General features: G+C 60.9%; 32 protein-coding genes and 1 tRNA gene. 1 reads left to right on the forward strand and 32 read right to left on the reverse strand.

Features of this window, described 5'->3' with window-relative positions; translation table 11 throughout:
• Nucleotides 1-75: 75 nt before the first annotated feature.
• Together QWL29_RS21650 and QWL29_RS21655 are read right to left on the reverse strand one after the other, a co-directional pair.
• Nucleotides 76-1,437, reverse strand: a complete 1,362-nt coding sequence (locus QWL29_RS21650; protein ID WP_305824947.1) for an ATP-binding protein — start codon at nt 1,435-1,437, stop codon at nt 76-78.
• On the reverse strand, nt 1,434-2,162 hold the full coding sequence (locus tag QWL29_RS21655) for a response regulator (RefSeq protein WP_305824948.1): 729 nt from the start codon (nt 2,160-2,162) through the stop codon (nt 1,434-1,436). Before QWL29_RS21655 ends, QWL29_RS21650 begins: the two co-directional genes overlap by 4 nt.
• Nucleotides 2,163-2,362: 200 nt before the next feature.
• Here QWL29_RS21655 and QWL29_RS21660 point away from each other — a divergent pair, with 200 nt between their 5' ends.
• Entirely contained in the window at nt 2,363-2,947 is a 585-nt protein-coding gene (locus QWL29_RS21660; RefSeq protein ID WP_305824949.1) for a Spy/CpxP family protein refolding chaperone, read from the forward strand.
• A 159-nt stretch (nt 2,948-3,106) separates the two neighbouring features.
• Here QWL29_RS21660 and dsbD read toward each other — a convergent pair whose 3' ends face one another.
• The 30 genes from dsbD to QWL29_RS21810 form a co-directional block, all read right to left on the reverse strand.
• Entirely contained in the window at nt 3,107-5,104 is a 1,998-nt protein-coding gene (gene dsbD, locus QWL29_RS21665) for a protein-disulfide reductase DsbD (protein WP_305824950.1), read from the reverse strand.
• Between the two features lie 154 nt (nt 5,105-5,258).
• The gene (rplQ, locus tag QWL29_RS21670) at nt 5,259-5,654 is read right to left on the reverse strand and encodes a 50S ribosomal protein L17 (protein ID WP_005663400.1); all 396 of its coding nucleotides are present in this window, start codon (nt 5,652-5,654) and stop codon (nt 5,259-5,261) included.
• 121 nt (nt 5,655-5,775) lie between these two features.
• A complete protein-coding gene (locus tag QWL29_RS21675) occupies nt 5,776-6,753 on the reverse strand; it encodes a DNA-directed RNA polymerase subunit alpha (protein WP_026354946.1) in 978 nt (325 codons plus the stop codon).
• Nucleotides 6,754-6,872: 119 nt separating this feature from the next.
• On the reverse strand, nt 6,873-7,496 hold the full coding sequence (gene rpsD, locus QWL29_RS21680) for a 30S ribosomal protein S4 (protein ID WP_305824951.1): 624 nt from the start codon (nt 7,494-7,496) through the stop codon (nt 6,873-6,875).
• Between the two features lie 244 nt (nt 7,497-7,740).
• Nucleotides 7,741-8,145 carry a 30S ribosomal protein S11 gene (gene rpsK / locus QWL29_RS21685; RefSeq protein WP_005663404.1) on the reverse strand — a complete coding sequence of 135 codons (405 nt, stop codon included), beginning with the start codon at nt 8,143-8,145 and terminating at the stop codon, nt 7,741-7,743.
• Between the two features lie 14 nt (nt 8,146-8,159).
• Nucleotides 8,160-8,525 (reverse strand): 30S ribosomal protein S13, encoded by a 366-nt coding sequence (rpsM, locus tag QWL29_RS21690; RefSeq protein WP_056337616.1) that lies wholly within the window; start codon nt 8,523-8,525, stop codon nt 8,160-8,162.
• 12 nt (nt 8,526-8,537) lie between these two features.
• Nucleotides 8,538-8,651 (reverse strand): 50S ribosomal protein L36, encoded by a 114-nt coding sequence (gene rpmJ / locus QWL29_RS21695; RefSeq protein ID WP_005663407.1) that lies wholly within the window; start codon nt 8,649-8,651, stop codon nt 8,538-8,540.
• Between the two features lie 35 nt (nt 8,652-8,686).
• A complete protein-coding gene (infA, locus tag QWL29_RS21700; protein WP_005663428.1) occupies nt 8,687-8,905 on the reverse strand; it encodes a translation initiation factor IF-1 in 219 nt (72 codons plus the stop codon).
• Nucleotides 8,906-8,926: 21 nt separating this feature from the next.
• Complete coding sequence (secY, locus tag QWL29_RS21705) at nt 8,927-10,261, reverse strand: preprotein translocase subunit SecY (RefSeq protein WP_305824952.1); 1,335 nt, start codon at nt 10,259-10,261, stop codon at nt 8,927-8,929.
• Between the two features lie 28 nt (nt 10,262-10,289).
• Nucleotides 10,290-10,721: a 50S ribosomal protein L15 gene (gene rplO, locus QWL29_RS21710; protein ID WP_305824953.1), complete on the reverse strand. Its 432-nt coding sequence runs from the start codon at nt 10,719-10,721 to the stop codon at nt 10,290-10,292.
• 29 nt (nt 10,722-10,750) lie between these two features.
• The gene (gene rpmD, locus QWL29_RS21715; RefSeq protein WP_056337609.1) at nt 10,751-10,930 is read right to left on the reverse strand and encodes a 50S ribosomal protein L30; all 180 of its coding nucleotides are present in this window, start codon (nt 10,928-10,930) and stop codon (nt 10,751-10,753) included.
• Between the two features lie 10 nt (nt 10,931-10,940).
• A complete protein-coding gene (rpsE, locus tag QWL29_RS21720) occupies nt 10,941-11,459 on the reverse strand; it encodes a 30S ribosomal protein S5 (protein ID WP_305824954.1) in 519 nt (172 codons plus the stop codon).
• Between the two features lie 12 nt (nt 11,460-11,471).
• Entirely contained in the window at nt 11,472-11,834 is a 363-nt protein-coding gene (rplR, locus tag QWL29_RS21725) for a 50S ribosomal protein L18 (RefSeq protein ID WP_305824955.1), read from the reverse strand.
• Between the two features lie 11 nt (nt 11,835-11,845).
• Nucleotides 11,846-12,379 (reverse strand): 50S ribosomal protein L6, encoded by a 534-nt coding sequence (gene rplF, locus QWL29_RS21730; RefSeq protein WP_305824956.1) that lies wholly within the window; start codon nt 12,377-12,379, stop codon nt 11,846-11,848.
• A gap of 10 nt (nt 12,380-12,389) precedes the next feature.
• Nucleotides 12,390-12,785, reverse strand: a complete 396-nt coding sequence (gene rpsH / locus QWL29_RS21735; protein WP_192056827.1) for a 30S ribosomal protein S8 — start codon at nt 12,783-12,785, stop codon at nt 12,390-12,392.
• Between the two features lie 14 nt (nt 12,786-12,799).
• A complete protein-coding gene (rpsN, locus tag QWL29_RS21740; protein ID WP_141835681.1) occupies nt 12,800-13,105 on the reverse strand; it encodes a 30S ribosomal protein S14 in 306 nt (101 codons plus the stop codon).
• A gap of 4 nt (nt 13,106-13,109) precedes the next feature.
• A complete protein-coding gene (gene rplE, locus QWL29_RS21745) occupies nt 13,110-13,649 on the reverse strand; it encodes a 50S ribosomal protein L5 (RefSeq protein WP_229437766.1) in 540 nt (179 codons plus the stop codon).
• Nucleotides 13,650-13,653: 4 nt separating this feature from the next.
• Complete coding sequence (gene rplX, locus QWL29_RS21750; protein ID WP_305824957.1) at nt 13,654-13,968, reverse strand: 50S ribosomal protein L24; 315 nt, start codon at nt 13,966-13,968, stop codon at nt 13,654-13,656.
• Nucleotides 13,969-13,977: 9 nt separating this feature from the next.
• On the reverse strand, nt 13,978-14,346 hold the full coding sequence (gene rplN, locus QWL29_RS21755) for a 50S ribosomal protein L14 (RefSeq protein ID WP_005663451.1): 369 nt from the start codon (nt 14,344-14,346) through the stop codon (nt 13,978-13,980).
• A 233-nt stretch (nt 14,347-14,579) separates the two neighbouring features.
• A complete protein-coding gene (gene rpsQ, locus QWL29_RS21760) occupies nt 14,580-14,852 on the reverse strand; it encodes a 30S ribosomal protein S17 (protein WP_229437767.1) in 273 nt (90 codons plus the stop codon).
• Complete coding sequence (gene rpmC, locus QWL29_RS21765) at nt 14,849-15,040, reverse strand: 50S ribosomal protein L29 (protein ID WP_027867254.1); 192 nt, start codon at nt 15,038-15,040, stop codon at nt 14,849-14,851. The genes rpsQ and rpmC overlap by 4 nt, the downstream gene beginning before the upstream one ends.
• A 12-nt stretch (nt 15,041-15,052) precedes the next feature.
• A complete protein-coding gene (gene rplP, locus QWL29_RS21770; protein WP_005663456.1) occupies nt 15,053-15,472 on the reverse strand; it encodes a 50S ribosomal protein L16 in 420 nt (139 codons plus the stop codon).
• 2 nt (nt 15,473-15,474) lie between these two features.
• Nucleotides 15,475-16,305, reverse strand: coding sequence for a 30S ribosomal protein S3 (gene rpsC, locus QWL29_RS21775; protein WP_305824958.1), 831 nt, complete (start codon nt 16,303-16,305; stop codon nt 15,475-15,477).
• Nucleotides 16,306-16,315: 10 nt separating this feature from the next.
• Complete coding sequence (rplV, locus tag QWL29_RS21780; protein ID WP_170976705.1) at nt 16,316-16,648, reverse strand: 50S ribosomal protein L22; 333 nt, start codon at nt 16,646-16,648, stop codon at nt 16,316-16,318.
• Nucleotides 16,645-16,920, reverse strand: a complete 276-nt coding sequence (gene rpsS / locus QWL29_RS21785; protein WP_229437769.1) for a 30S ribosomal protein S19 — start codon at nt 16,918-16,920, stop codon at nt 16,645-16,647. Before rpsS ends, rplV begins: the two co-directional genes overlap by 4 nt.
• A gap of 9 nt (nt 16,921-16,929) precedes the next feature.
• Nucleotides 16,930-17,757 carry a 50S ribosomal protein L2 gene (gene rplB / locus QWL29_RS21790; protein ID WP_305824959.1) on the reverse strand — a complete coding sequence of 276 codons (828 nt, stop codon included), beginning with the start codon at nt 17,755-17,757 and terminating at the stop codon, nt 16,930-16,932.
• Entirely contained in the window at nt 17,757-18,074 is a 318-nt protein-coding gene (gene rplW, locus QWL29_RS21795) for a 50S ribosomal protein L23 (protein WP_229437771.1), read from the reverse strand. The genes rplB and rplW overlap by 1 nt, the downstream gene beginning before the upstream one ends.
• Nucleotides 18,071-18,691: a 50S ribosomal protein L4 gene (gene rplD, locus QWL29_RS21800; protein WP_229437772.1), complete on the reverse strand. Its 621-nt coding sequence runs from the start codon at nt 18,689-18,691 to the stop codon at nt 18,071-18,073. Before rplD ends, rplW begins: the two co-directional genes overlap by 4 nt.
• 2 nt (nt 18,692-18,693) lie before the next feature.
• Nucleotides 18,694-19,350, reverse strand: a complete 657-nt coding sequence (gene rplC / locus QWL29_RS21805) for a 50S ribosomal protein L3 (protein WP_305824960.1) — start codon at nt 19,348-19,350, stop codon at nt 18,694-18,696.
• 278 nt (nt 19,351-19,628) lie between these two features.
• A tRNA-Val gene (locus tag QWL29_RS21810) sits at nt 19,629-19,705 on the reverse strand.
• Nucleotides 19,706-19,793 lie beyond the last annotated feature (88 nt).

A 19,793-nucleotide genomic window follows, 5' to 3' on the forward strand; every position in this document is an offset into this window, starting at 1 on the left:
GCAGTATGCCATCCGCGTGTGACAATTTACTTACATGGCTCTTAACAAATGCGCTCAAGCCTTGTGCGCAGATGCTTATTTGCCGGGATAGTACTCCGGCAGCATCAGCGTGACTTCCAGGCCGCCCTCAGGATGATTGGACAGCGCGATGCTGCCGCCGTGCTGCTCGGCGATATTCCGGGCGATGGTCAGCCCCAGGCCGGTGCCGCCGGATTCGCGCGAGCGCGAGGTCTCGACGCGGTAGAAGGGATCGAACACACGCGCCTGCTCGGCCGGCGGAATGCCGGGCCCGCTGTCGCGCACGCGGATGCGCGCCGCGCCGTTCACGCGGTCCACGGTCACGCCGGCCTCGCGGCCATACTTCACCGCGTTGTCGATCAGGTTGCCGAGGCAGCGGCGCAAATCGAGCGGACGGCCCAGGATGGCCATGCCCGAGCGGCCGCTCAGCGTGACTGCCTGGCTCGCGTCGGCGGCGTCGTCGCAGACCGAATCGAGTAGCGAATCGAGGTCCAGCATCTGCATGGTTTCGGTGGTGTCCATGCTGCGCGCCAGTTCCAGGCCCTCGCGCACCATCGCCTGCATCGCCGACAGGTCGCCGATCAGGCGTTCCTGCAAGTCGGCGTCGGCCACCTTTTCCAGGCGCAGGCGCATGCGCGTGAGCGGGGTCTGCAGATCGTGGGTGATGGCAGCCAGCATCTGCGTGCGCTGGAAGATGTACTGGCGGATGCGCGCCTGCATCGCGTTGAAGGCGGTGCTGGCCTGGCGGATCTCGCTGGCGCCGCTCACGTCCAGCGGCGGGCGGTTGATGTCGTTGCCGAGTTCCTGGGCGGCCACCGCCAGGCGCTTCAGGGGACGGGTGGTCATGCGCGCCACCAGGTAGGCCAGGCCGGCGATGCTGAGGAAGAACAGGACGATCACGGCGCGGTAGTCGGTGTCGTCGTTGACGGCGGCGGCGCGCGGCGGCAGCACGGCCAGGCGCAGCTCTTCGCCGTCGCGCAGGCGCACGTTCAGGAATTCGCAGGCGCCGCGCCAGCGCGCCGACAGCAGGCCGTACAGCTGGGGAATGCGCGGCGGGCTGTCGCAGGCACGCGGACGCGAGTCGGCCGAGACAATGTGGTAGCCGGCCCCGAGGCGCTCGGCCAGGGTTTCGGCGAAGTCGCTGGTGGTTTTCGCCAGCGGGCGCGGCGCGCCGACTTCGAGCGACAGGCCGGGGCGGTTCGCGACCTCGAGGTAGGCCGGGCGCGCCGCGGTCGGCACGATTTCGGTGGCCATGATCAGCTGCTCGGCGCGTTCGATCAGGTTCTGGTCGCGCGCATGCTCGAGCACGCGCTGGCGCTCGTTGTCGGCGAGCCATTGGGTCAGCGCGCCGGTAATCAGCACGCCGAGCAGCAGGGTGATGAAGACACGGCCCGTCATCGAGCCGAGGAAGGCTTTCACGCAGTCGGCTCCACGGTCACCTGGCCGGCCAGCACGTAGCCGCCGTTGCGCACGGTCTTGATGATCTGCGGCATGCGCGCGTCTTCGCCCAGCTTCTGGCGCAGGCGGCTGATCTGGATGTCGATCGAACGGTCGAAGGGGTCGGCGTCGCGGCCTTGCGTGAGGTTCAGCAGCTGGTCGCGGTTCAGCACGCGGTTCGGGTGCTCGAGGAACACGCGCAGCAGGCGGAACTCGGCGCCCGACAGCATGATCACGATGCCGTCCGGGTTGACCAGGTGGCGCGCGGTGAGGTCGAGCGTCCAGTCCGAGAAGCGCATCTGCTGCACGTTCTCGGCCGGCGCATTCGAGGGCATGGCGTGCGAGCGGCGCAGTACGCTGCGGATGCGCGCCAGCAGTTCGCGCGGCTCGAAGGGCTTCGGCAGGTAGTCGTCGGCGCCCATTTCCAGGCCCAGGATGCGGTCGAGCGGCTCGTTGCGGGCGGTCAGCATGATGACCGGCAGGGTCGAGGTGGCGCGCAGCTTGCGGCACAGCGTCAGGCCGTCGTCGCCGGGGAGGTTCAGGTCGAGCACGATCAGGTCGGGGCGCGACTCGTCGAGGATTTTCCACATCGCGCTGCCGTCGGCGGCGGCCAGCGCGCGGTAACCGTTCGACTCGAGATAATCGGCCAGCAGCTGGCGGATGTCGCGGTCGTCGTCGACGATGAGGATGGTAGAAGAATTGTCCATACCCGCAATTATCCTTACTTGCCGGGGCCATGAACAGCGCATTTGTATCGGTATGTATATGGATTCAACGGGGAAACATATTGATACAAAGTGCGGGACAGGGGACACGCTGCGCTTACACTTTTTGGCGATGATGGATCCCGTGCAGAGCGCAGTTCACTTGCACGCAACGACTGACTCACACACTGAAAGGACATCACATGAACACCCTTCGCAAGCAGATCCTGGTCGCCCTTGCCGCCGTCGGTTTCGCCGGCGCCGCCTTTGCCCAGACCGCCCCGGCTGCCGCACCGGAAGGCCGCCATGGCCACGCCGTCACGGCCGAACAGCGCGCCGCCCACCAGGCCAAGCGCGCCGCGCACCGTGCCGAGTTCCAGGCCAAGCGCGCCGAACGCCAGGCCGCACGCGCCGCCAAGCTGCGTACCGACCTGAAGCTCACCGCGCAGCAGGAACCGGCATTTGCCGCCTTCCTCGCCGCCGGCAAGCCCGCCGCGCGTCCACAAGGCCAGGGCCTGGGCAAGGCAACGGGCGAGCGCGCCCGCTTCGCCGCCCTGCCCGCGCCCCAGCGCATGGAACGCATGGTCGAGCGCCAGAAGCAGCGCACCGCACGCATGGAAGCGCGTCTGGCGGCCCTGAACAACTTCTACGCCGTGCTTACGCCGGAGCAGAAGAAGGTCTTCGACAGCCAGCCGATGCACGGCGGCTTCGGCAAAGGCCGTGGCCACGGCGGTGGCCACGGCGGCCCCGGCCATCACGGCGCCCGCAGCGCAGCCCTGCAAAGCTAAGCAAGGCTGTCCAGCCAAACGAAAAGGGATGCCTCGGCATCCCTTTTTTCGTCAATGCTGCTAAGGCGCTGTTTTCGTAGGGTGGGCCGGGCCGCGCTAGGCACGCGTGCCCACGCGGTACAACGCATGCAAGCCGCGCTGCAACACGTCAGCAGCCCCTCAATCCAGCCTCTCCAGCGACATCAGGAACTTGCTCGCATTCTGATACCCAATCACCCGGCTGCCCGCGATCTCCTTGCCGCCGGCGTCGAAGAAGATGATCCCCGGCGGCCCAAACAGCCCAAACCGTTTCAGCATCGCCTTGTCATCCGCATCGTTCGCCGTCACATCCACCTGCAGCAGCACGGTATTCGCCAATCTGGCCTGCACCTGCGGATCGACAAAGGTCAGCTTCTCCATCTCCTTGCACGACACGCACCAGTCGGCATAAAAATCGAGCATGGCCGTCTTGCCGCCCAAGTTGGCGAGCGCCGCATCCAGCTCAACCACCGTCTTCACGCGCTGGAAGTGCAGCGGCTGCTTCTGCGTGCCCGTCAGGTGCGCCAACGGCGCCAGCGGATCACGCCCCCCGCTGGCCACGCCGGCCAGCTGCATCGCCCCCAGGATGCCGAACGCAGCGCCAAAGGCCAGCGCCGCCCAGTGCCCGCGCCGGCGCAGCAGGTAGCTGCCATAGCCGAGCAGCAGCGCCGCCCACAAGATCATCTGCACGCTCGCCGGCAGCACCGGCGACACCAGCCACAGGGCCATGGCCAGCATCAGCACGCCGAAGAAGCGTTTGACGGAGTCCATCCAGGCGCCCGCCTTCGGCAGCAGCGAGCCGGCCGAGACACCCACCAGCAGCAGCGGAATGCTCATGCCGACCGCCATCGAGAACAGGGCCGCGCCGCCGACCAGCACGTCGCGCGTCTGGCTGATGTAGACCAGGGCGCCGGCCAGCGGCGCCGCCACGCAGGGGCCGACGATCAGGGCCGAGATCGCGCCCATCGCGAACACGCCGGCCAGCTTGCCCGAGGCCTGGCGGTTCGACACGCCGCTCAGCCTGGTCTGCAGCGAAGCCGGCACCTGCAGTTCGTAGAAGCCGAACATCGACATCGCCATCGCCACGATCAGCTGGGCAAACGCGCCCAGCACCCAGGGATTCTGCAGCGCCGCCGCCAGCCCCTCGCCGATCAGGCCGGCCGCCACGCCCAGCGCCGTGTAGACGATGGCCATGCCGAGCGAATAGGTAATCGACAGCACCAGGCCGCGCGAGCGCTTCGCCTTGCCGCCCTCGCCCACGATGATCGAGGACAGGATCGGCACCATCGGCAGTACGCAGGGGGTAAAGGCCAGGCCCAGGCCGAGCAGGATAAAGGCCGGGACGATGGCAAGCAGGCGGCCGCCCTGCAGCACGGAGTCGATGGCGGACAGGTCGGATGGGGCGGCGGCGCTCGACGACGCAGAATTGGCGATGGCGCCTGACGGCGCAGGGCCGGCAGCGGCGGCCGATGGTGCAGGATTGGCAGCGCGCAGCATGTCGCTTGTCGCCGGTGTGCCCGCCGCGGATTGCGGCTGGGCCGCTGCCTGGGCTGGCGTATCGACCGCCTGCGCACGCTCGACCGGCAAGCCGAGGCGCGCAGCCGCACCGCCCTCGCCTTGCGGCGCCGAGGACAGCGGCGGCGGCGTACTGCCGTTCGCGCCGCGGGGAATGCTCGCCTGCGGCGCTGCGCCACCCGCTGCCGTCAGCTGTATATTGTGTTCCTGCGGCGGATAGCACAGGCCGGCATCGGCGCAGCCCTGGCTGGTGGCGTTCAGGGTAAATTGTCCGCTGCCGTCGACGGGAATGCGAATCGTCACCGAACCATGGTAGGTCTCGACTTCCTTGCCGAAGGTCTCGTCGAACTTCACCTTGCCCGCCGGGATCTGCGGCGCACCGAGCGTGGCGCCGCGTGCCGTGAAGGCGAAGCGCTCGCGGTACATGTAGTAGCCGGGCGCGATGTCGTAGGTGACGACCGCGGTGCGTTCGCCGTCCATGCGTGCGGAGAACTTGAAGGCGACGGCAGGATCGAGGAAATCCTGTGCGCGGCCTGGCGTGGCCAGCAAGGCAAAAACAATAAACAGCAGCGACAACGCAGCGAACAGCGGCGCGCGGATTGAACGGAGACGGAACAGGGACATGACTTCCTTTGGATGACGACAGCGCAGGAATGGTACACCGGACTGCCTACCGATGGGTAACAGGCACAATCCGCCGCCGCGATCGCGCGGCGCGGACCGTGCAGGCGAAAAAAAACCAGGCACGAGGCCTGGTTTTTTCATTCGCTTGACGCGATTACTCGGCGGTTGGTGCTTCTTCAGCCGAGGTGACTTCCGGACGGTCCAGCAGTTCGACGTAGGCCATTGGCGCATTGTCGCCCACGCGGAAACCCATTTTCAGGATGCGCAGGTAGCCGCCGTTGCGGTTGGCGTAACGTGGGCCGAGTTCGGCGAACAGCTTCTGCACCATTTCGCGGTCGCGCAGGCGGGCGAATGCCAGGCGCTTGTTGGCCAGCGTGTCGGTCTTGCCCAGGGTTAGGATCGGTTCGATGACGCGACGCAGTTCCTTGGCTTTTGGCACGGTGGTCTTGATGGCTTCATGACGCAGCAGCGAGACGGTCATGTTGCGCAGCATGGCGAGACGGTGGGACGAGGTACGGTTCAGCTTACGGAGGCCGTGACGGTGACGCATGGTACTTCCTTTCGAGTGTATGAAATCCAGTTCTTCGATCGTTCATGCCGGAGCATGACCGCGGACCGGTTATTAGGGGTTAAGGCTATCCGGACAACCTTGTCCGGACAGGTACTGCTTATTACTTTTCCAGACCAGCAGGAGGCCAGTTTTCCAGCTTCATGCCCAGGGTCAAACCGCGCGAAGCCAGGACTTCCTTGATTTCGTTGAGCGACTTGCGGCCCAGGTTTGGCGTCTTGAGGAGTTCGTTTTCCGAACGCTGGATCAGGTCGCCGATGTAGTAGATGTTCTCGGCCTTCAGGCAGTTTGCCGAACGGACCGTGAGTTCCAGGTCGTCGACCGGACGCAGCAGGATCGGATCGACCAGCGGAGCACGCGATGGTGCTTCGGCAGCCGCTTCCGTGCCTTCCAGCGCGGCGAAGACGTTCAGCTGGTCAACCAGGACGCGTGCCGACTGGCGGATCGCTTCTTCCGGGGTGATGACGCCGTTGGTCTCGATGTTGATGATCAGCTTGTCCAGGTCGGTACGCTGCTCGACGCGCGCCGATTCGACGGCGTACGACACGCGGCGCACTGGCGAGAACGATGCGTCCAGGATGATGCGGCCGATCGTCTTGTTGGTGTCTTCCGACAGGCGACGGACGTTACCTGGCACGTAACCACGGCCTTTTTCGACCTTGATCTGCATGTCCAGCTTGCCACCGGCGGTCAGGTGAGCGATCACGTGATCCGGGTTGATCAGTTCCACGTCATGCGGCAGATCGATGTCCGATGCCAGCACGGCGCCTTCGCCTTCCTTTTTCAGGGTCAGGGTCACGGAGTCACGGTTGTGCACCTTGAACACGACACCCTTCAGGTTCAGCAGCAGGTCGACGACGTCTTCCTGCACGCCGTCGAGCGACGAATACTCGTGCACGACGCCGGCGATGGTGACTTCTGTCGGCGCGTAGCCGATCATCGACGACAGCAGGACGCGGCGCAGCGCGTTACCCAGCGTGTGGCCATAACCACGTTCGAACGGCTCCATCACGACTTTTGCGTGACCGGCGCCCAGGGCTTCGACGTCGATGATACGTGGCTTCAACAAACTATTTTGCATGAAATGTCCTCTTCAATACCCTCGGCTCGTTACACCGATAAGGCTGATGGCAGGTGGTGAATTCTAGAAACTGCAACGCCCGCTCGGATAAAGGAGCGGGCGCAATACCTGTCTGGCGATTAACGCGAGTACAGTTCGACGATCAGCGCTTCGTTGACGTCGGCAGCGATTTCGTTACGCTCTGGGAACGAACGGAAGGTGCCTTCCATCTTCTTGCTGTCGACCGAGACCCAGCTCGGCATGCCGACTTGTTCGGCCAGCGACAGGGCTTCGACAATACGCACTTGCTTCTTGGCTTTTTCGCGAACGGCGATGACGTCGCCGGTCTTGACAGCGTACGAAGCGATGTTCACGACGTTACCGTTGACGGTGAACGCTTTGTGGCTCACCAGCTGACGCGCTTCAGCGCGGGTCGAGCCGAAGCCCATGCGGTAGGTGACGTTGTCCAGGCGCGATTCCAGCAGCTTCAGCAGGGTTTCGCCGGTGTTGCCTTTTTTGCGCGACGCTTCTGCGAAGTAGCGGCGGAACTGGCGTTCCAGGATGCCGTACATGCGCTTGACTTTTTGCTTTTCGCGCAGCTGGTTGCCGTAGTCCGAAGTACGGGCACCCGACTTGACGCCGTGCTGGCCTGGCTTGATGTCCAGTTTGCACTTCGAATCGAGCGAGCGGCGTGCGCTCTTCAGGAACAGGTCAGTGCCTTCACGGCGCGACAGTTTTGCTTTTGGTCCGATATAACGTGCCACGTTGAATCCTTTGATGTATTAATCACGCCCCGGAGGCATCGCGAGCGATGCGGCAGGCGCTAGTCCGACCCATTGTTGAGCGGACGTGGCTGAAAGAACGCCCCGGACAGGAGTCCGAGGCGAGAATAGCCGGGCAGTATACCCGAAATCGGGCACCTGCACCGGCATATTTGAAACGACGCGTCTTCAACGACGCCGATCCGCAACAGAAGAGAGGCCGGGGAACCCGGCCTGCCCCGCCGTATTAGATACGACGACGCTTTGGAGGACGGCAGCCGTTGTGCGGAACTGGGGTAACGTCCTGGATCTCGGTGATCTTGATGCCCAGGTTGTTCAGTGCACGCACAGCCGATTCGCGGCCTGGGCCTGGGCCCTTGATGCGCACTTCCAGGTTCTTCACGCCGCTTTCTTGAGCGACCTTGCCGGCTGCTTCAGCAGCGACCTGTGCCGCGAACGGGGTCGATTTACGCGAACCCTTGAAGCCAGCGCCACCCGACGTCGCCCACGACAGGGCGTTGCCCTGGCGATCGGTGATCGTGATGATGGTGTTGTTGAACGAAGCGTGGACGTGGGCGATGCCCTCAGCCACGTTCTTCTTGACTTTCTTGCGGACGCGAGCTGCTGCTGCGCTGCTTTGTTGCTTAGCCATGGTCGGTTCCTAGATTATTTCTTCAGCGATTGAGCGGCCTTGCGCGGACCTTTGCGGGTACGTGCATTGGTGCGGGTACGCTGACCGCGCACTGGCAGACCCTTACGGTGACGCATGCCGCGGTAGCAACCCAGATCCATCAGACGCTTGATGTTCATGGACAGTTCGCGGCGCAGGTCGCCTTCCACGACAAACTTCGCGACTTCGTCACGCAGCTTCTCGAGTTCGTTGTCGTCCAGGTCCTTGACCTTCTTGTTGGTCGCGATACCAGTCGCGTCGCAGATTTTCTGCGAACGTGGACGGCCAACACCGTAGATCGCCGTCAGGCCGATAACAGTGTGCTGATGATTTGGGATGTTAACCCCTGCAATACGTGCCATTCGTTATTCCTCTTAACCTTGACGCTGCTTGTGACGCGGCTCGACGCAGATCACGCGGACCACGCCCTTGCGCTTGATGATCTTGCAGTTGCGGCAGATCCGCTTGACTGAAGCATTAACTTTCATTTTGTACTCTCTCTGGTGAGTTTACTTAATATTTTTTACTTGGTGCGGAATACGATGCGCGCCCGGGACAAGTCGTACGGCGTGAGTTCGACCGTTACCTTGTCACCCGGGAGGATGCGGATATAGTTCATCCGCATTTTACCCGAGATATGCCCCAGGACCACATGCCCGTTTTCCAGCTTTACCCGAAATGTCGCATTTGGGAGATTCTCGAGAATCTCGCCCTGCATTTGGATGACGTCGTCTTTTGCCATTCGGTCCATTCCTCCTACCGCTTAACGCGACGGGATTCCGCCCTTGAAGTTAGCCTTGCGCAGCAGCGATTCATATTGCTGCGACATGACGTAGTTCTGCACTTGTGCCATGAAGTCCATGGTCACGACCACGATAATCAGGAGCGACGTGCCGCCGAAATAGAAAGGAACTTTCCAGAACGACTGCAGGAACTCCGGCACCAGGCACACGAGGGTGATATAGACCGCACCGGCCAGGGTCAGGCGCATCAGGATCTTGTCGATGTAGCGTGCGGTCTGCTCGCCCGGACGGATGCCCGGAACAAACGCGCCGCTCTTCTTCAAGTTGTCCGCCGTTTCCTTGCTGTTGAATACCAGCGCGGTGTAGAAGAAGCAGAAGAACACAATCGCCACCGCATACAGCAACGCGTGGATCGGCTCACCGGTCGTCAGCGAGGCCGCCAGGTCTTTCAGGAACCCGATGAACGGGCCGCTGGAGTCCTTGCCCCGCGTGTACCAGTCGACGATCGTCGCCGGGAACAGGATGATCGAGGACGCGAAGATCGGCGGGATCACGCCGGCCATGTTCAGCTTCAGGGGCAGGTGGCTGGTTTGGCCACCGTACACCTTGTTGCCGACCTGGCGCTTGGCGTAATTCACGAGGATCTTGCGCTGACCGCGTTCAACGAACACGACTGCATACGTAACCGCAACCACCAGGAGCACGATAATGATCGCGGCGATACTGCTGATCGAACCGTTCGAGACCAGGGTGAACAAACCACCCAGTGCCGACGGCAGACCGGCTGCGATACCGGCGAAAATGATGATCGAAATGCCGTTGCCCAGGCCACGTTCGGTGATCTGCTCGCCCAGCCACATGAGGAACATGGTACCGGTCAAGAGGGTCACGACCGTGACGAAGCGGAAGGCCATGCCCGGTTCGAGCACGAGACCCGGCTGGGCCTCGAGCGCGACGGCGATGCCGAACGCCTGGAACAGAGCCAGTGCCACCGTGAAGTAACGGGTGTACTGGGTGATCTTGCGGCGCCCTGCTTCGCCTTCCTTCTTCAGCGCTTCCAGCTGCGGCGAGACGATCGACCCCAGCTGCATGATGATCGAAGCCGAAATGTAGGGCATGATCCCGAGTGCGAACACGGTAAAGCGGGACAGCGCGCCACCCGAGAACATGTTGAACATGCCCAGGATGCCGTTCGAGTTTTCCTTGAACAGCGACGCCAGCGCGACCGGATCAATCCCGGGGACCGGGATATGAGCACCGATGCGGTACACGACCAATGCGCCAAGCAAAAACCACAGCCGGCCCCAGGGGAATCCGGCGGCGGCGCTTTTACCAAGTTGTGAATTAGTCGCCAATTTTTGCTCCGATCAGGCAGCGATCGCTTTACGCGACCGAACCGCCAGCTGCTTCGATAGCCGCTTTCGCGCCCGCGGTCGCTTTCAGGCCCTTGAGGTTCACCGCTTTGGTGATCTCGCCCGACAGGATGACGCGCACGTCGCGTGCCACCACCGACAGGATGCCTGCCTGCTTCAGCACCAGGATGTCGACTTCGCCGACCGCCAGGTTGTTCAGGTCCGACAGACGGACTTCAGCCTTGAAGGTAGCGTTGAGCGACTTGAAGCCGCGCTTCGGCAGACGACGCTGCAGAGGCATCTGGCCGCCTTCGAAGCCGACTTTGTGGAAGCCGCCCGAACGCGATTTCTGACCTTTGTGACCGCGACCGGCGGTCTTGCCCAGGCCGGAGCCGATACCGCGGCCGACGCGACGCTTGTAGTGCTTGGCGCCGTCAGCTGGTTGAATGGTATTCAATTCCATTGTTTTCTCCGTTAGGTAAGCCCGAAGGCTTACCCGACTACTTTAACGAGGTACGAGACTTTGTTGATCATGCCGCGAACCGACGGGGTGTCCTGCAACTCGGAAACCGAGTTGACGCGGCGCAGACCCAGTCCACGCACGGTAGCGCGGTGATCCTGACGGGTGCCGATCAGGCCCTTGACCAGTTGTACTTTGATGGTGTTTGCCATTGTCTTCACCTTAGCCCAGGATGTCTTCGACCGACTTGCCACGCTTGGCGGCGATGTCGGACGCGGTGCTCATCTTCGACAGACCGTCGAGGGTAGCGCGCACCAGGTTGTACGGGTTCGACGAACCGGTCGACTTGGCGACCACGTCGGTCACGCCCATCACCTCGAAGATAGCGCGCATTGCGCCACCAGCGATCACGCCGGTACCCGGCTTGGCCGGTGCCATCAGGACGCGCGAGGCGCCGTGACGACCGGTGACGGTGTGGTGCAGCGTACCGTTCTTGAGGGGCACCTTGATCAGGTTGCGGCGGGCTTCTTCCATCGCTTTTTGCACGCCGACTGGAACTTCCTTCGACTTGCCTTTGCCCATGCCGATGCGGCCATCGCCGTCACCGACAACGGTCAGCGCTGCAAAACCCATGATACGACCACCCTTCACCACTTTGGTGACGCGGTTGATCGCGATCATTTTTTCGCGCATGCCATCATCCGGCTTGTCGCTTGCCATTTTCGCTTGCATTTTTGCCATGACGATTCTTCCTTAGAACTTCAGACCGGCTTCACGCGCGGCATCTGCCAGCGCCTTCACACGGCCGTGGTAACGGAAACCCGAACGGTCGAATGCGACTTCGGTGATCCCTGCTTTCAGTGCTTTTTCTGCGACGCGCTTGCCAACCAGGGCAGCGGCGGCAGCGTTGCCGCCGGCGCCAGTCTTGCCGCCGAGTTCAGCGCGCACTTCTGCTTCCAGCGACGAAGCCGAAACCAGGACCTTCGCATCCGGGCTGATCAGGTTCGCATAGATGTGCAGGTTGGTGCGGTGAACCGACAGACGGTTCACGCCCAGTTGCGCGATCTTGATGCGGGTTTGGCGTCCGCGACGCAGACGCGATTGTTTCTTGTCCATGTCAGCTCCGATTATTTCTTCTTGGTTTCTTTAAGCTTCACCACTTCGTCCGAATAACGGACACCCTTGCCTTTGTAAGGCTCAGGCGAGCGGTAAGCGCGCACTTCAGCGGCAACCTGGCCGACCTTTTGACGATCGATACCCTTGATCAGGATCTCGGTCGGGGTCGGGGTGACCGCGGTGACGCCTTCCGGCATCACGTGCAGCACCGGGTGCGAGAAGCCCAGCGACAGGTTCAGGGCATTGCCCTGCAGCGCTGCCTTGTAGCCCACGCCCACCAGGTTCAGCTTCTTCTCGAAGCCCTTGGTGACGCCGGTAACCATGTTGTTGACCAGGGCGCGCAGGGTGCCCGACATGGCGTTCGATTCACGCGAATCGTCCACCACGTCGAACGTCAGCGTGCCGTTGTTGTTTTCTACCTTGACCAGGCCGTTCAGCGGCTGGGTCAGGGTGCCCAGTGGGCCTTTGACCGTGATCGCTGCTGCAGTGATCGCCACTTCGGCGCCAGCTGGGACAGCGATTGGCATCTTAGCTACTCGAGACATCGTCTACTCCTTAAGCTACGTAGCAGATAACTTCGCCGCCGACGCCAGTGGCGCGGGCTTTGCGGTCAGTCATCACGCCTTGCGGGGTCGACACAATCGCCACGCCCAGGCCGTTCATGACGGTCGGGATCTCGTCCTTGCCTTTGTAGACACGCAGGCCAGGACGGGAAACGCGCTCGATGCGCTCGATGACCGGACGGCCGGTGTAATACTTCAAACCGATTTTCAGTTCCGACTTGCCACCTTCGGTGGACACGGCGAAATCCTCAATGTAACCCTCGTCCTTCAGGACGTTGGCAATGGCAACCTTGACTTTCGACGACGGCATTGCGACCGTGGTCTTTTGGACAGTTTGTGCGTTGCGAATGCGGGTCAGCATATCGGCGATAGGATCGCTCATACTCATTGCTTATTCTCCTATTACCAGCTGGCTTTGGTCATACCCGGAATTTCGCCCTTCATGGCGAATTCGCGGATTTTGGTACGGGCGAGGCCGAACTTACGGAAGGTGCCACGTGGGCGGCCGGTCATGGCGCAGCGGTTACGCTGGCGGGTCGGCGCCGAATTACGTGGCAGTGCCTGCAATTTCAGGCGCGCTTCGTAACGTTCTTCTTCGGTCTTCGACTGGTCGTCGATGATCGCTTTCAGAGCTGCACGCTTTGCGGCGAATTTCTCCACCAGGTCTGCACGCTTCTGTTCGCGGTTAATCAGTGCAAGTTTTGCCATGCTCTTAGTTCCTGAACGGGAATTTGAAGGCGGCGAGCAGCGCTTTGGCTTCGTCGTCGGTCTTAGCGGTGGTGGTGATCGAGATGTTCATGCCACGCAGCGCGTCGATCTTGTCGTAATCGATTTCAGGGAAGATGATCTGTTCCTTGACACCGATGTTGTAGTTGCCACGACCATCGAACGATTTGCCGTTCACGCCACGGAAGTCACGCACGCGCGGCAGGGCCACGGTGATGAAACGATCCAGGAACTCGTACATGCGGTTGCCACGCAGGGTAACCATGGTACCGATCGGGTAGCCTTCGCGGATCTTGAAACCTGCGATTGCCTTGCGCGACTTGGTGGTCACTGGCTTCTGGCCGGCGATCTTGGTCAGGTCGCTGACAGCGTGCTCGAGCACTTTCTTGTCGGCGATCGCTTCACCAACACCCATGTTCAGGGTGATCTTGGTCAGGCGCGGCACTTCCATCACCGACTTGTAGCCGAATTTCTCGGTCAGGTCAGCGACGACTTTGTCTTTGTAGAATTGTTGGAGACGGGCCATGTTCTTACACCTTCACTTCTTCGCCGGAAGACTTGAAGACGCGGACTTTTTTACCGTCCTGGTCTTTGAAGCCTACGCGGTCAGCCTTGCCGGTCGCGGCGTTGAACAGCGCGACGTTGGAGACGTGAATCGGCATCGCCTTGTCGACGATACCACCTTGGACGCCGGTCATCGGGTTCGGCTTGACGGCCTTCTTGGCGATGTTCACGCCATCGACGATGACGTGCTCGGCGTCGACGCGACGCGAAACCACGCCACGCTTGCCTTTGTCTTTACCGGCCAAAACGATGACTTCGTCGTTTTTACGAATCTTATCCATTGCGACTCCTTACAGTACTTCAGGTGCCAGGGACACGATCTTCATGAACTTTTCAGTGCGCAGCTCGCGCGTCACTGGTCCGAAGATACGGGTGCCGATCGGTTCCAGCTTGGCGTTCAGCAGTACTGCGGCATTGCCGTCGAACTTCACCAGGGAGCCGTCTTGGCGGCGCACACCTTTAGCGGTACGCACAACCACAGCGTTATAAATTTCACCTTTTTTGACACGGCCACGTGGCGCAGCAACCTTGACGGTTACCTTGATGATGTCGCCAATGCTCGCATAACGGCGCTTGGAGCCGCCCAACACCTTGATGCACAAAACTTCTTTTGCACCGGTGTTGTCGGCTACTTCGAGCCGGCTTTCAGTTTGAATCATAGTATTTTCTTTCCCAACTTAAGCCGAAGAAACCCCACGGCGAACCGTAGGCCTGCGGTCAGTCTTGGTCCCGCCGCACCGCCCCTGCTGGAGCAATACGATTGGGTGATTGGACTTTCCAATAAACTTCGAACAGGCCGCAGTTACCGAGGGGGACAAACTGCGGCAACACATGAACGAAGCCCGCTAGTATCTCAGATACCAGCGGGCCACGCAAGACTAATTTTTACTGCTTACAGTACCTGTGCAACCTGCACAACACGGGTAACAGTCCAAGCTTTCGTCTTCGAGATCGGGCGACCTTCCGAGATCTCGACCGTGTCGCCGGTCTTGGCCTGGTTGGTTTCGTCGTGCGCGTGATACTTGTTCGAACGCACGATGATCTTGCCGTACAGCGGGTGCTTCACGTGACGCTCGATCAGCACGGTGACGGTCTTGTCCATTTTGTCGGACACGACTTTGCCGACCAGCGTACGCTTCAGCGCCGTTTTAGTGGTGTCGTTCATTTGGCTTCCTTCGAGTTCATCACAGTCTTCACACGCGCGATGTCGCGACGTACTTTCTTGAGCTGCGCGGTATTGCCCAGCTGCTGGGTAGCGATTTGCATGCGCAGGCCGAATTGGGCCTTCAGCAGCTCATTCAGCTCCTTTTGCAGCGCTTCCTGGTCCTTGCCGCGGAGTTCCGATGCTTTCATATTCAACTCCTGTTATTGGCCGACCTGGCGCACGACGAACGTGGTAGCCAGTGGCAGTTTGGCAGCGGCCAGGCGGAATGCTTCGCGCGCCAGTTCTTCTGCGACGCCGTCCATCTCGTACAGGACTTTGCCTGGCTGGATTTCAGCGACGTAGTATTCCGGATTACCTTTACCGTTACCCATACGGACTTCGGCCGGCTTGTTCGAGATCGGCTTGTCCGGGAAGATACGGATCCAGATACGACCGCCACGCTTGATGTGACGGGTCATGGCGCGACGTGCCGCTTCGATCTGGCGCGCGGTGATACGGCCGCGGGCAACTGCCTTCAGACCGAATTCACCGAACGAGACCGCGGTGCCGCGGGTGTGCGAAATGCCGGTGTTACGGCCTTTCTGCTCTTTACGATACTTCCTGCGCGATGGTTGCAGCATGCTTATTCTCCTGCTTTCTCAGCTGGTGCAGCAGCAGCCGGGGTCGCCAGCTTGACGGCTGGACGAGCACGCACGGTCGGTGCTGCATTACCTGGGCGGGCGCCGCCAGCCGGGCGTGGGCCGCGCGATGGCTTGCCATCGTCACGACGTGGGCCGCGTGGCTTCTTCTCGTCCGGCGGGGTGTCGATGACCGGGGCTTCGCCGGTGACCGAACGGTCGCCTTTGTAGACCCAGACCTTGACACCGATGATGCCGTAGGTGGTCGACGCTTCGCTGGTGCCGTAGTCGATATCGGCGCGCAGGGTGTGCAGAGGCACACGGCCTTCGCGGTACCATTCGGTACGTGCGATTTCGATGCCGTTCAGACGGCCCGACGACATGATCTTGATGCCGACGGCGCCCAGGCGCATTGCATTTTGCATTGCGCGCTTCATGGCGCGGCGGAACATGATGCGCTTTTCCAGCTGCTGCGAGATCGAATCGGCGATCAGCTGCGAATCGATTTCCGGCTTGCGGATTTCTTCGATATTGACGTGCACCGGCACGCCCATGATCTTCGTCAGCGACGACTTCAGCACTTCGATGTCTTCGCCTTTTTTACCGATCACGACACCAGGACGCGACGAGTAGATGGTGAAGCGCGCGTTCTTGGCAGGACGCTCGATGACGATGCGGCCGACCGAAGCGTTCTTCAGCTTCTTTTTCAGGAAAGCGCGAGCTTCCAGGTCTTCCTTCAGCATGTCGGCGAAGTTGCCGTTGCCAGCGTACCAGCGCGATGCCCAGTTACGGGTGACCGCCAGGCGGAAGCCGGTTGGGTGGATTTTCTGACCCATCGTTTGCTCCTTAGTTACCGACAGTCACGTAGACGTGACAGGATTGTTTCGAAATGCGATCGCCGCGGCCTTTTGCACGTGCAGTAAAGCGCTTCAGGATCGGGCCCTTTTCAACGTAGATCTGAACGACTTTCAGCTCGTCGATATCGGCGCCATCGTTGTGTTCCGCGTTGGCGATTGCCGACTCGAGAACCTTCTTGATGATGGTCGCGCCTTTTTTCGGGCTGAACTGCAGAATGTTGAGTGCTGCGTCAACTTTCTTGCCGCGGATCAGGTCCGCAACCAGGCGGCCCTTTTGTTCCGACAGGCGCACGCCTTTGAGGATAGCTTTAGTTTCCATTATTTTTTCGCCTTCTTGTCAGCGGCGTGGCCCTTGAACGTACGGGTCAGCGCGAACTCGCCGAGCTTGTGGCCGACCATGTTCTCCGAGACGTACACCGGCACGTGCAGCTTGCCGTTGTGGACAGCGATCGTCAGACCGATGAAGTCAGGAGTGATCGTCGAGCGGCGCGACCAGGTTTTGACTGGCTTCTTGTCTTTGGTCGCTTGCGCGGTCTCGACTTTTTTCACCAGGTGGGCGTCAACGAACGGCCCTTTTTTCAATGAACGAGTCATGATTTATCCTTATTTCTTGCCGCGGCGCGAGACGATCATCGACGAAGTGCGCTTGTTCGAACGCGTCTTCTTGCCCTTGGTCTGTTGACCCCATGGCGATACCGGATGGCGACCAGCTGCGGTTTTACCTTCACCACCACCGTGCGGGTGATCGACCGGGTTCATGACCACACCGCGAACGGTAGGACGGACACCGCGCCAGCGCATCGCGCCAGCTTTACCGATCTTGCGCAGGCTGTGCTCGGCATTGCCGACTTCACCCACGGTTGCACGGCATTCGATGTGAACGCGACGGACTTCACCCGAGCGCAGGCGGACCTGGGCGTAGGTGCCTTCACGGGCCATCAGGACCACGCCGGCGCCGGCGGTACGGGCCATCTGGGCACCCTTACCTGGCAGCATTTCGACGCAATGCATGATCGTACCGATCGGGATGTTGCGGATCGGCAGGCAGTTGCCCGACTTGATCGGCGCTTCCGAACCGTTCATCACGCTGTCGCCGACAGCCATGCCTTTGGTGGCGATGATGTACGCACGGTGACCGTCGGCGTAGCACAGCAGTGCAATGTGCGCGCTACGGTTCGGGTCGTATTCGATACGCTCGACCTTGGCAGGAATGCCGTCCTTCTGGCGCTTGAAGTCGACCAGACGGTAGTGATGCTTGTGGCCACCGCCGATGTGGCGGGTGGTGATGTGACCGTTGTTGTTACGGCCAGCAGTCTTCGATTTCTTTTCAACCAGTGCTGCGAACGGACGGCCCTTGTACAGGTCGCTGTTCACAACTTTCACCATGCCGCGGCGGCCTGGGGAGGTTGGCTTCATCTTAACGAGTGCCATTATTTAGCCTCCTCGACAAAATTGATTTCCTGGCCTGGCTTCAGGCACACGAAAGCGCGCTTGGTGTGGTTGCGGCGACCGTTGAAACGGCCCGAACGCTTTTGTTTGCCTTCGCGGTTCACGGTCTGCACCGATTCCACTTCGACTTTGAACAGCAGTTCGACGGCAGCCTTGATTTCTGGCTTGGTCGCGTCAGGCAGGACCTTGAACACGATCTGCTCGTTCTTTTCCGCGATGAAGGTAGCCTTCTCGGAAATGACCGGAGCCAGCAGCACCTTCATCAGGCGCTCTTCGCTGAATTTGATTGCGGTGCTCATGCGTACATCTCCTCGATCTTGGCCAGAGCAGCTTTCGTGACCAGGACTTTTTTGTAGAACACCAGCGACATCGGGTCAGCGGCTTTCGGCTCGACAACCAGCACGTTCGGCAGGTTACGCGAGGCCAGCAGCAGGTTTTCTTCGATGGTGTCGGTGATCACCAGGACCGATTCGAGGCCCATGCCCTGCAGCTTTTGCGACAGCAGCTTGGTCTTCGGTGCTTCGATCGACAGGTTCTCGATGACGACCAGGCGGCCTTCGCGGGCCAGCTGCGAGAAGATCGAGCAGATACCTGCACGGAACATCTTCTTGTTCACTTTGTGGGTGAAGTTCTCGTCAGGCGAGTTCGGGAAGATGCGACCACCGCCGCGCCACAGTGGCGACGACGACATACCAGCACGAGCGCGGCCGGTGCCTTTTTGGCGCCATGGCTTCTTGGTGGTGTGGCTGACTTCTTCACGGTCTTTTTGCTTGCGGTTACCGCTACGTGCGTTAGCAGCGTAGGCGACCACGACCTGGTGAATCAGGGCTTCGTTGTATTCGCGGCCGAAGACTTCATCGGTAGCTGCAACAGCGGCGCCGGCTTGACCTTGCTCATTCAGGAGCTGAAGTTCCATAATTAAGCTCCCTTCTTGGCTTTGACTTTGACGGCCGGCTTGACAACCACTTGGCCGTTCTTGGCGCCAGGAACGGCACCCTTCACCAGCAGCAGTTGACGCTCAGCGTCGATACGCGCGATTTCCAGGTTCTGGGTGGTGACGGTGACGTCGCCCATGTGACCGGTCATGCGCTTGCCCGGGAACACGCGGCCTGGATCCTGCGCCATACCGATGGAGCCAGGAACATTGTGCGAACGCGAGTTACCGTGGGTCTGACGACCCGAGGCGAAGTTGTGACGCTTGATGGTACCGGCGTAGCCCTTACCGATCGAGGTGCCTTGCACGTCGATTTTCTGGCCCACTTCGAACAGCGAGACGTTCACGTTGTCGCCGGTTTTGAGTTCGGCGGCTTTGGCGGCTTCGACGCGGAATTCCTTCAGCATCGTACCGGCTTCCACACCAGCTTTGGCGTGGTGACCCGCAACTGCCTTGGTCACGCGGGAAGCGCGACGTTGACCGAATGCGACCTGAACTGCGGCATAGCCGTCGGTTTCAGGAGTTTTGATTTGCGCGACACGGTTGTTCGACACGTCGAGCACGGTAACTGGGATCGAATCCCCGTCATCCGTGAAGATGCGCATCATGCCAACCTTGCGACCGAGAAGGCCCAGGCTCATTTTTTCTCCATTCCCACCTACGATTGGGCGGGGGTTGTTTAACTACTAGGAAAAAGTACGGATTCGAAAAGGACCAATCCATACCGAAGCCGGCTAGTATAGCGCGCAGAAGGGCTTGACGCAACAAGATAATCGAGGGTATGTGAACCCTTGTTGCGCATTTTTCGCAGTAGCGTGGAGACGAAGGAATCTGGTCTAGCTGACCAGCACAGAAAAGGCACTGTTGCGCCTTTTCTCTGCAGCACCGCGAAGGGCGCTGCGACTATTTGAAGTGTCTTTGGTGGGCGGTGCAGGATTCGAACCTGCGACCCCTTGGATGTCGACCAAGTATTCTAACCAACTGAACTAACCGCCCGGGGAGCCGCATTATACGAAGGGTTTTCCAGGATTGCAATAGCTGAGTTGCGTCGTGTCGTGTGCGGGCGGGGGGGGGGGGGGGGGGG

Origin of the sequence: Massilia brevitalea (assembly GCF_030711405.1) — a bacterium.
Lineage (GTDB): Bacteria > Pseudomonadota > Gammaproteobacteria > Burkholderiales > Burkholderiaceae_D > Telluria > Telluria brevitalea.

What these genes read in the sequence shown, in the direction of transcription:
- QWL29_RS21655 (WP_305824948.1), bottom strand. Translation starts at nt 2,162, where the DNA reads ATGGACAATTCTTCTACCATCCTCATCGTCGACGACGACCGCGACATC.
- QWL29_RS21660 (WP_305824949.1), top strand. Translation starts at nt 2,363, where the DNA reads ATGAACACCCTTCGCAAGCAGATCCTGGTCGCCCTTGCCGCCGTCGGT.
- dsbD (WP_305824950.1), bottom strand. Translation starts at nt 5,104, where the DNA reads ATGTCCCTGTTCCGTCTCCGTTCAATCCGCGCGCCGCTGTTCGCTGCG.
- rplQ (WP_005663400.1), bottom strand. Translation starts at nt 5,654, where the DNA reads ATGCGTCACCGTCACGGCCTCCGTAAGCTGAACCGTACCTCGTCCCAC.
- QWL29_RS21675 (WP_026354946.1), bottom strand. Translation starts at nt 6,753, where the DNA reads ATGCAAAATAGTTTGTTGAAGCCACGTATCATCGACGTCGAAGCCCTG.
- rpsK (WP_005663404.1), bottom strand. Translation starts at nt 8,145, where the DNA reads ATGGCTAAGCAACAAAGCAGCGCAGCAGCAGCTCGCGTCCGCAAGAAA.
- rpsM (WP_056337616.1), bottom strand. Translation starts at nt 8,525, where the DNA reads ATGGCACGTATTGCAGGGGTTAACATCCCAAATCATCAGCACACTGTT.
- rpmJ (WP_005663407.1), bottom strand. Translation starts at nt 8,651, where the DNA reads ATGAAAGTTAATGCTTCAGTCAAGCGGATCTGCCGCAACTGCAAGATC.
- infA (WP_005663428.1), bottom strand. Translation starts at nt 8,905, where the DNA reads ATGGCAAAAGACGACGTCATCCAAATGCAGGGCGAGATTCTCGAGAAT.
- rplO (WP_305824953.1), bottom strand. Translation starts at nt 10,721, where the DNA reads ATGGAATTGAATACCATTCAACCAGCTGACGGCGCCAAGCACTACAAG.
- rpmD (WP_056337609.1), bottom strand. Translation starts at nt 10,930, where the DNA reads ATGGCAAACACCATCAAAGTACAACTGGTCAAGGGCCTGATCGGCACC.
- rpsE (WP_305824954.1), bottom strand. Translation starts at nt 11,459, where the DNA reads ATGGCAAAAATGCAAGCGAAAATGGCAAGCGACAAGCCGGATGATGGC.
- rplR (WP_305824955.1), bottom strand. Translation starts at nt 11,834, where the DNA reads ATGGACAAGAAACAATCGCGTCTGCGTCGCGGACGCCAAACCCGCATC.
- rplF (WP_305824956.1), bottom strand. Translation starts at nt 12,379, where the DNA reads ATGTCTCGAGTAGCTAAGATGCCAATCGCTGTCCCAGCTGGCGCCGAA.
- rpsH (WP_192056827.1), bottom strand. Translation starts at nt 12,785, where the DNA reads ATGAGTATGAGCGATCCTATCGCCGATATGCTGACCCGCATTCGCAAC.
- rpsN (WP_141835681.1), bottom strand. Translation starts at nt 13,105, where the DNA reads ATGGCAAAACTTGCACTGATTAACCGCGAACAGAAGCGTGCAGACCTG.
- rplE (WP_229437766.1), bottom strand. Translation starts at nt 13,649, where the DNA reads ATGGCCCGTCTCCAACAATTCTACAAAGACAAAGTCGTCGCTGACCTG.
- rplX (WP_305824957.1), bottom strand. Translation starts at nt 13,968, where the DNA reads ATGGATAAGATTCGTAAAAACGACGAAGTCATCGTTTTGGCCGGTAAA.
- rplN (WP_005663451.1), bottom strand. Translation starts at nt 14,346, where the DNA reads ATGATTCAAACTGAAAGCCGGCTCGAAGTAGCCGACAACACCGGTGCA.
- rpsQ (WP_229437767.1), bottom strand. Translation starts at nt 14,852, where the DNA reads ATGAACGACACCACTAAAACGGCGCTGAAGCGTACGCTGGTCGGCAAA.
- rpmC (WP_027867254.1), bottom strand. Translation starts at nt 15,040, where the DNA reads ATGAAAGCATCGGAACTCCGCGGCAAGGACCAGGAAGCGCTGCAAAAG.
- rplP (WP_005663456.1), bottom strand. Translation starts at nt 15,472, where the DNA reads ATGCTGCAACCATCGCGCAGGAAGTATCGTAAAGAGCAGAAAGGCCGT.
- rpsC (WP_305824958.1), bottom strand. Translation starts at nt 16,305, where the DNA reads ATGGGTCAGAAAATCCACCCAACCGGCTTCCGCCTGGCGGTCACCCGT.
- rpsS (WP_229437769.1), bottom strand. Translation starts at nt 16,920, where the DNA reads ATGACTCGTTCATTGAAAAAAGGGCCGTTCGTTGACGCCCACCTGGTG.
- rplB (WP_305824959.1), bottom strand. Translation starts at nt 17,757, where the DNA reads ATGGCACTCGTTAAGATGAAGCCAACCTCCCCAGGCCGCCGCGGCATG.
- rplW (WP_229437771.1), bottom strand. Translation starts at nt 18,074, where the DNA reads ATGAGCACCGCAATCAAATTCAGCGAAGAGCGCCTGATGAAGGTGCTG.
- rplD (WP_229437772.1), bottom strand. Translation starts at nt 18,691, where the DNA reads ATGGAACTTCAGCTCCTGAATGAGCAAGGTCAAGCCGGCGCCGCTGTT.
- rplC (WP_305824960.1), bottom strand. Translation starts at nt 19,350, where the DNA reads ATGAGCCTGGGCCTTCTCGGTCGCAAGGTTGGCATGATGCGCATCTTC.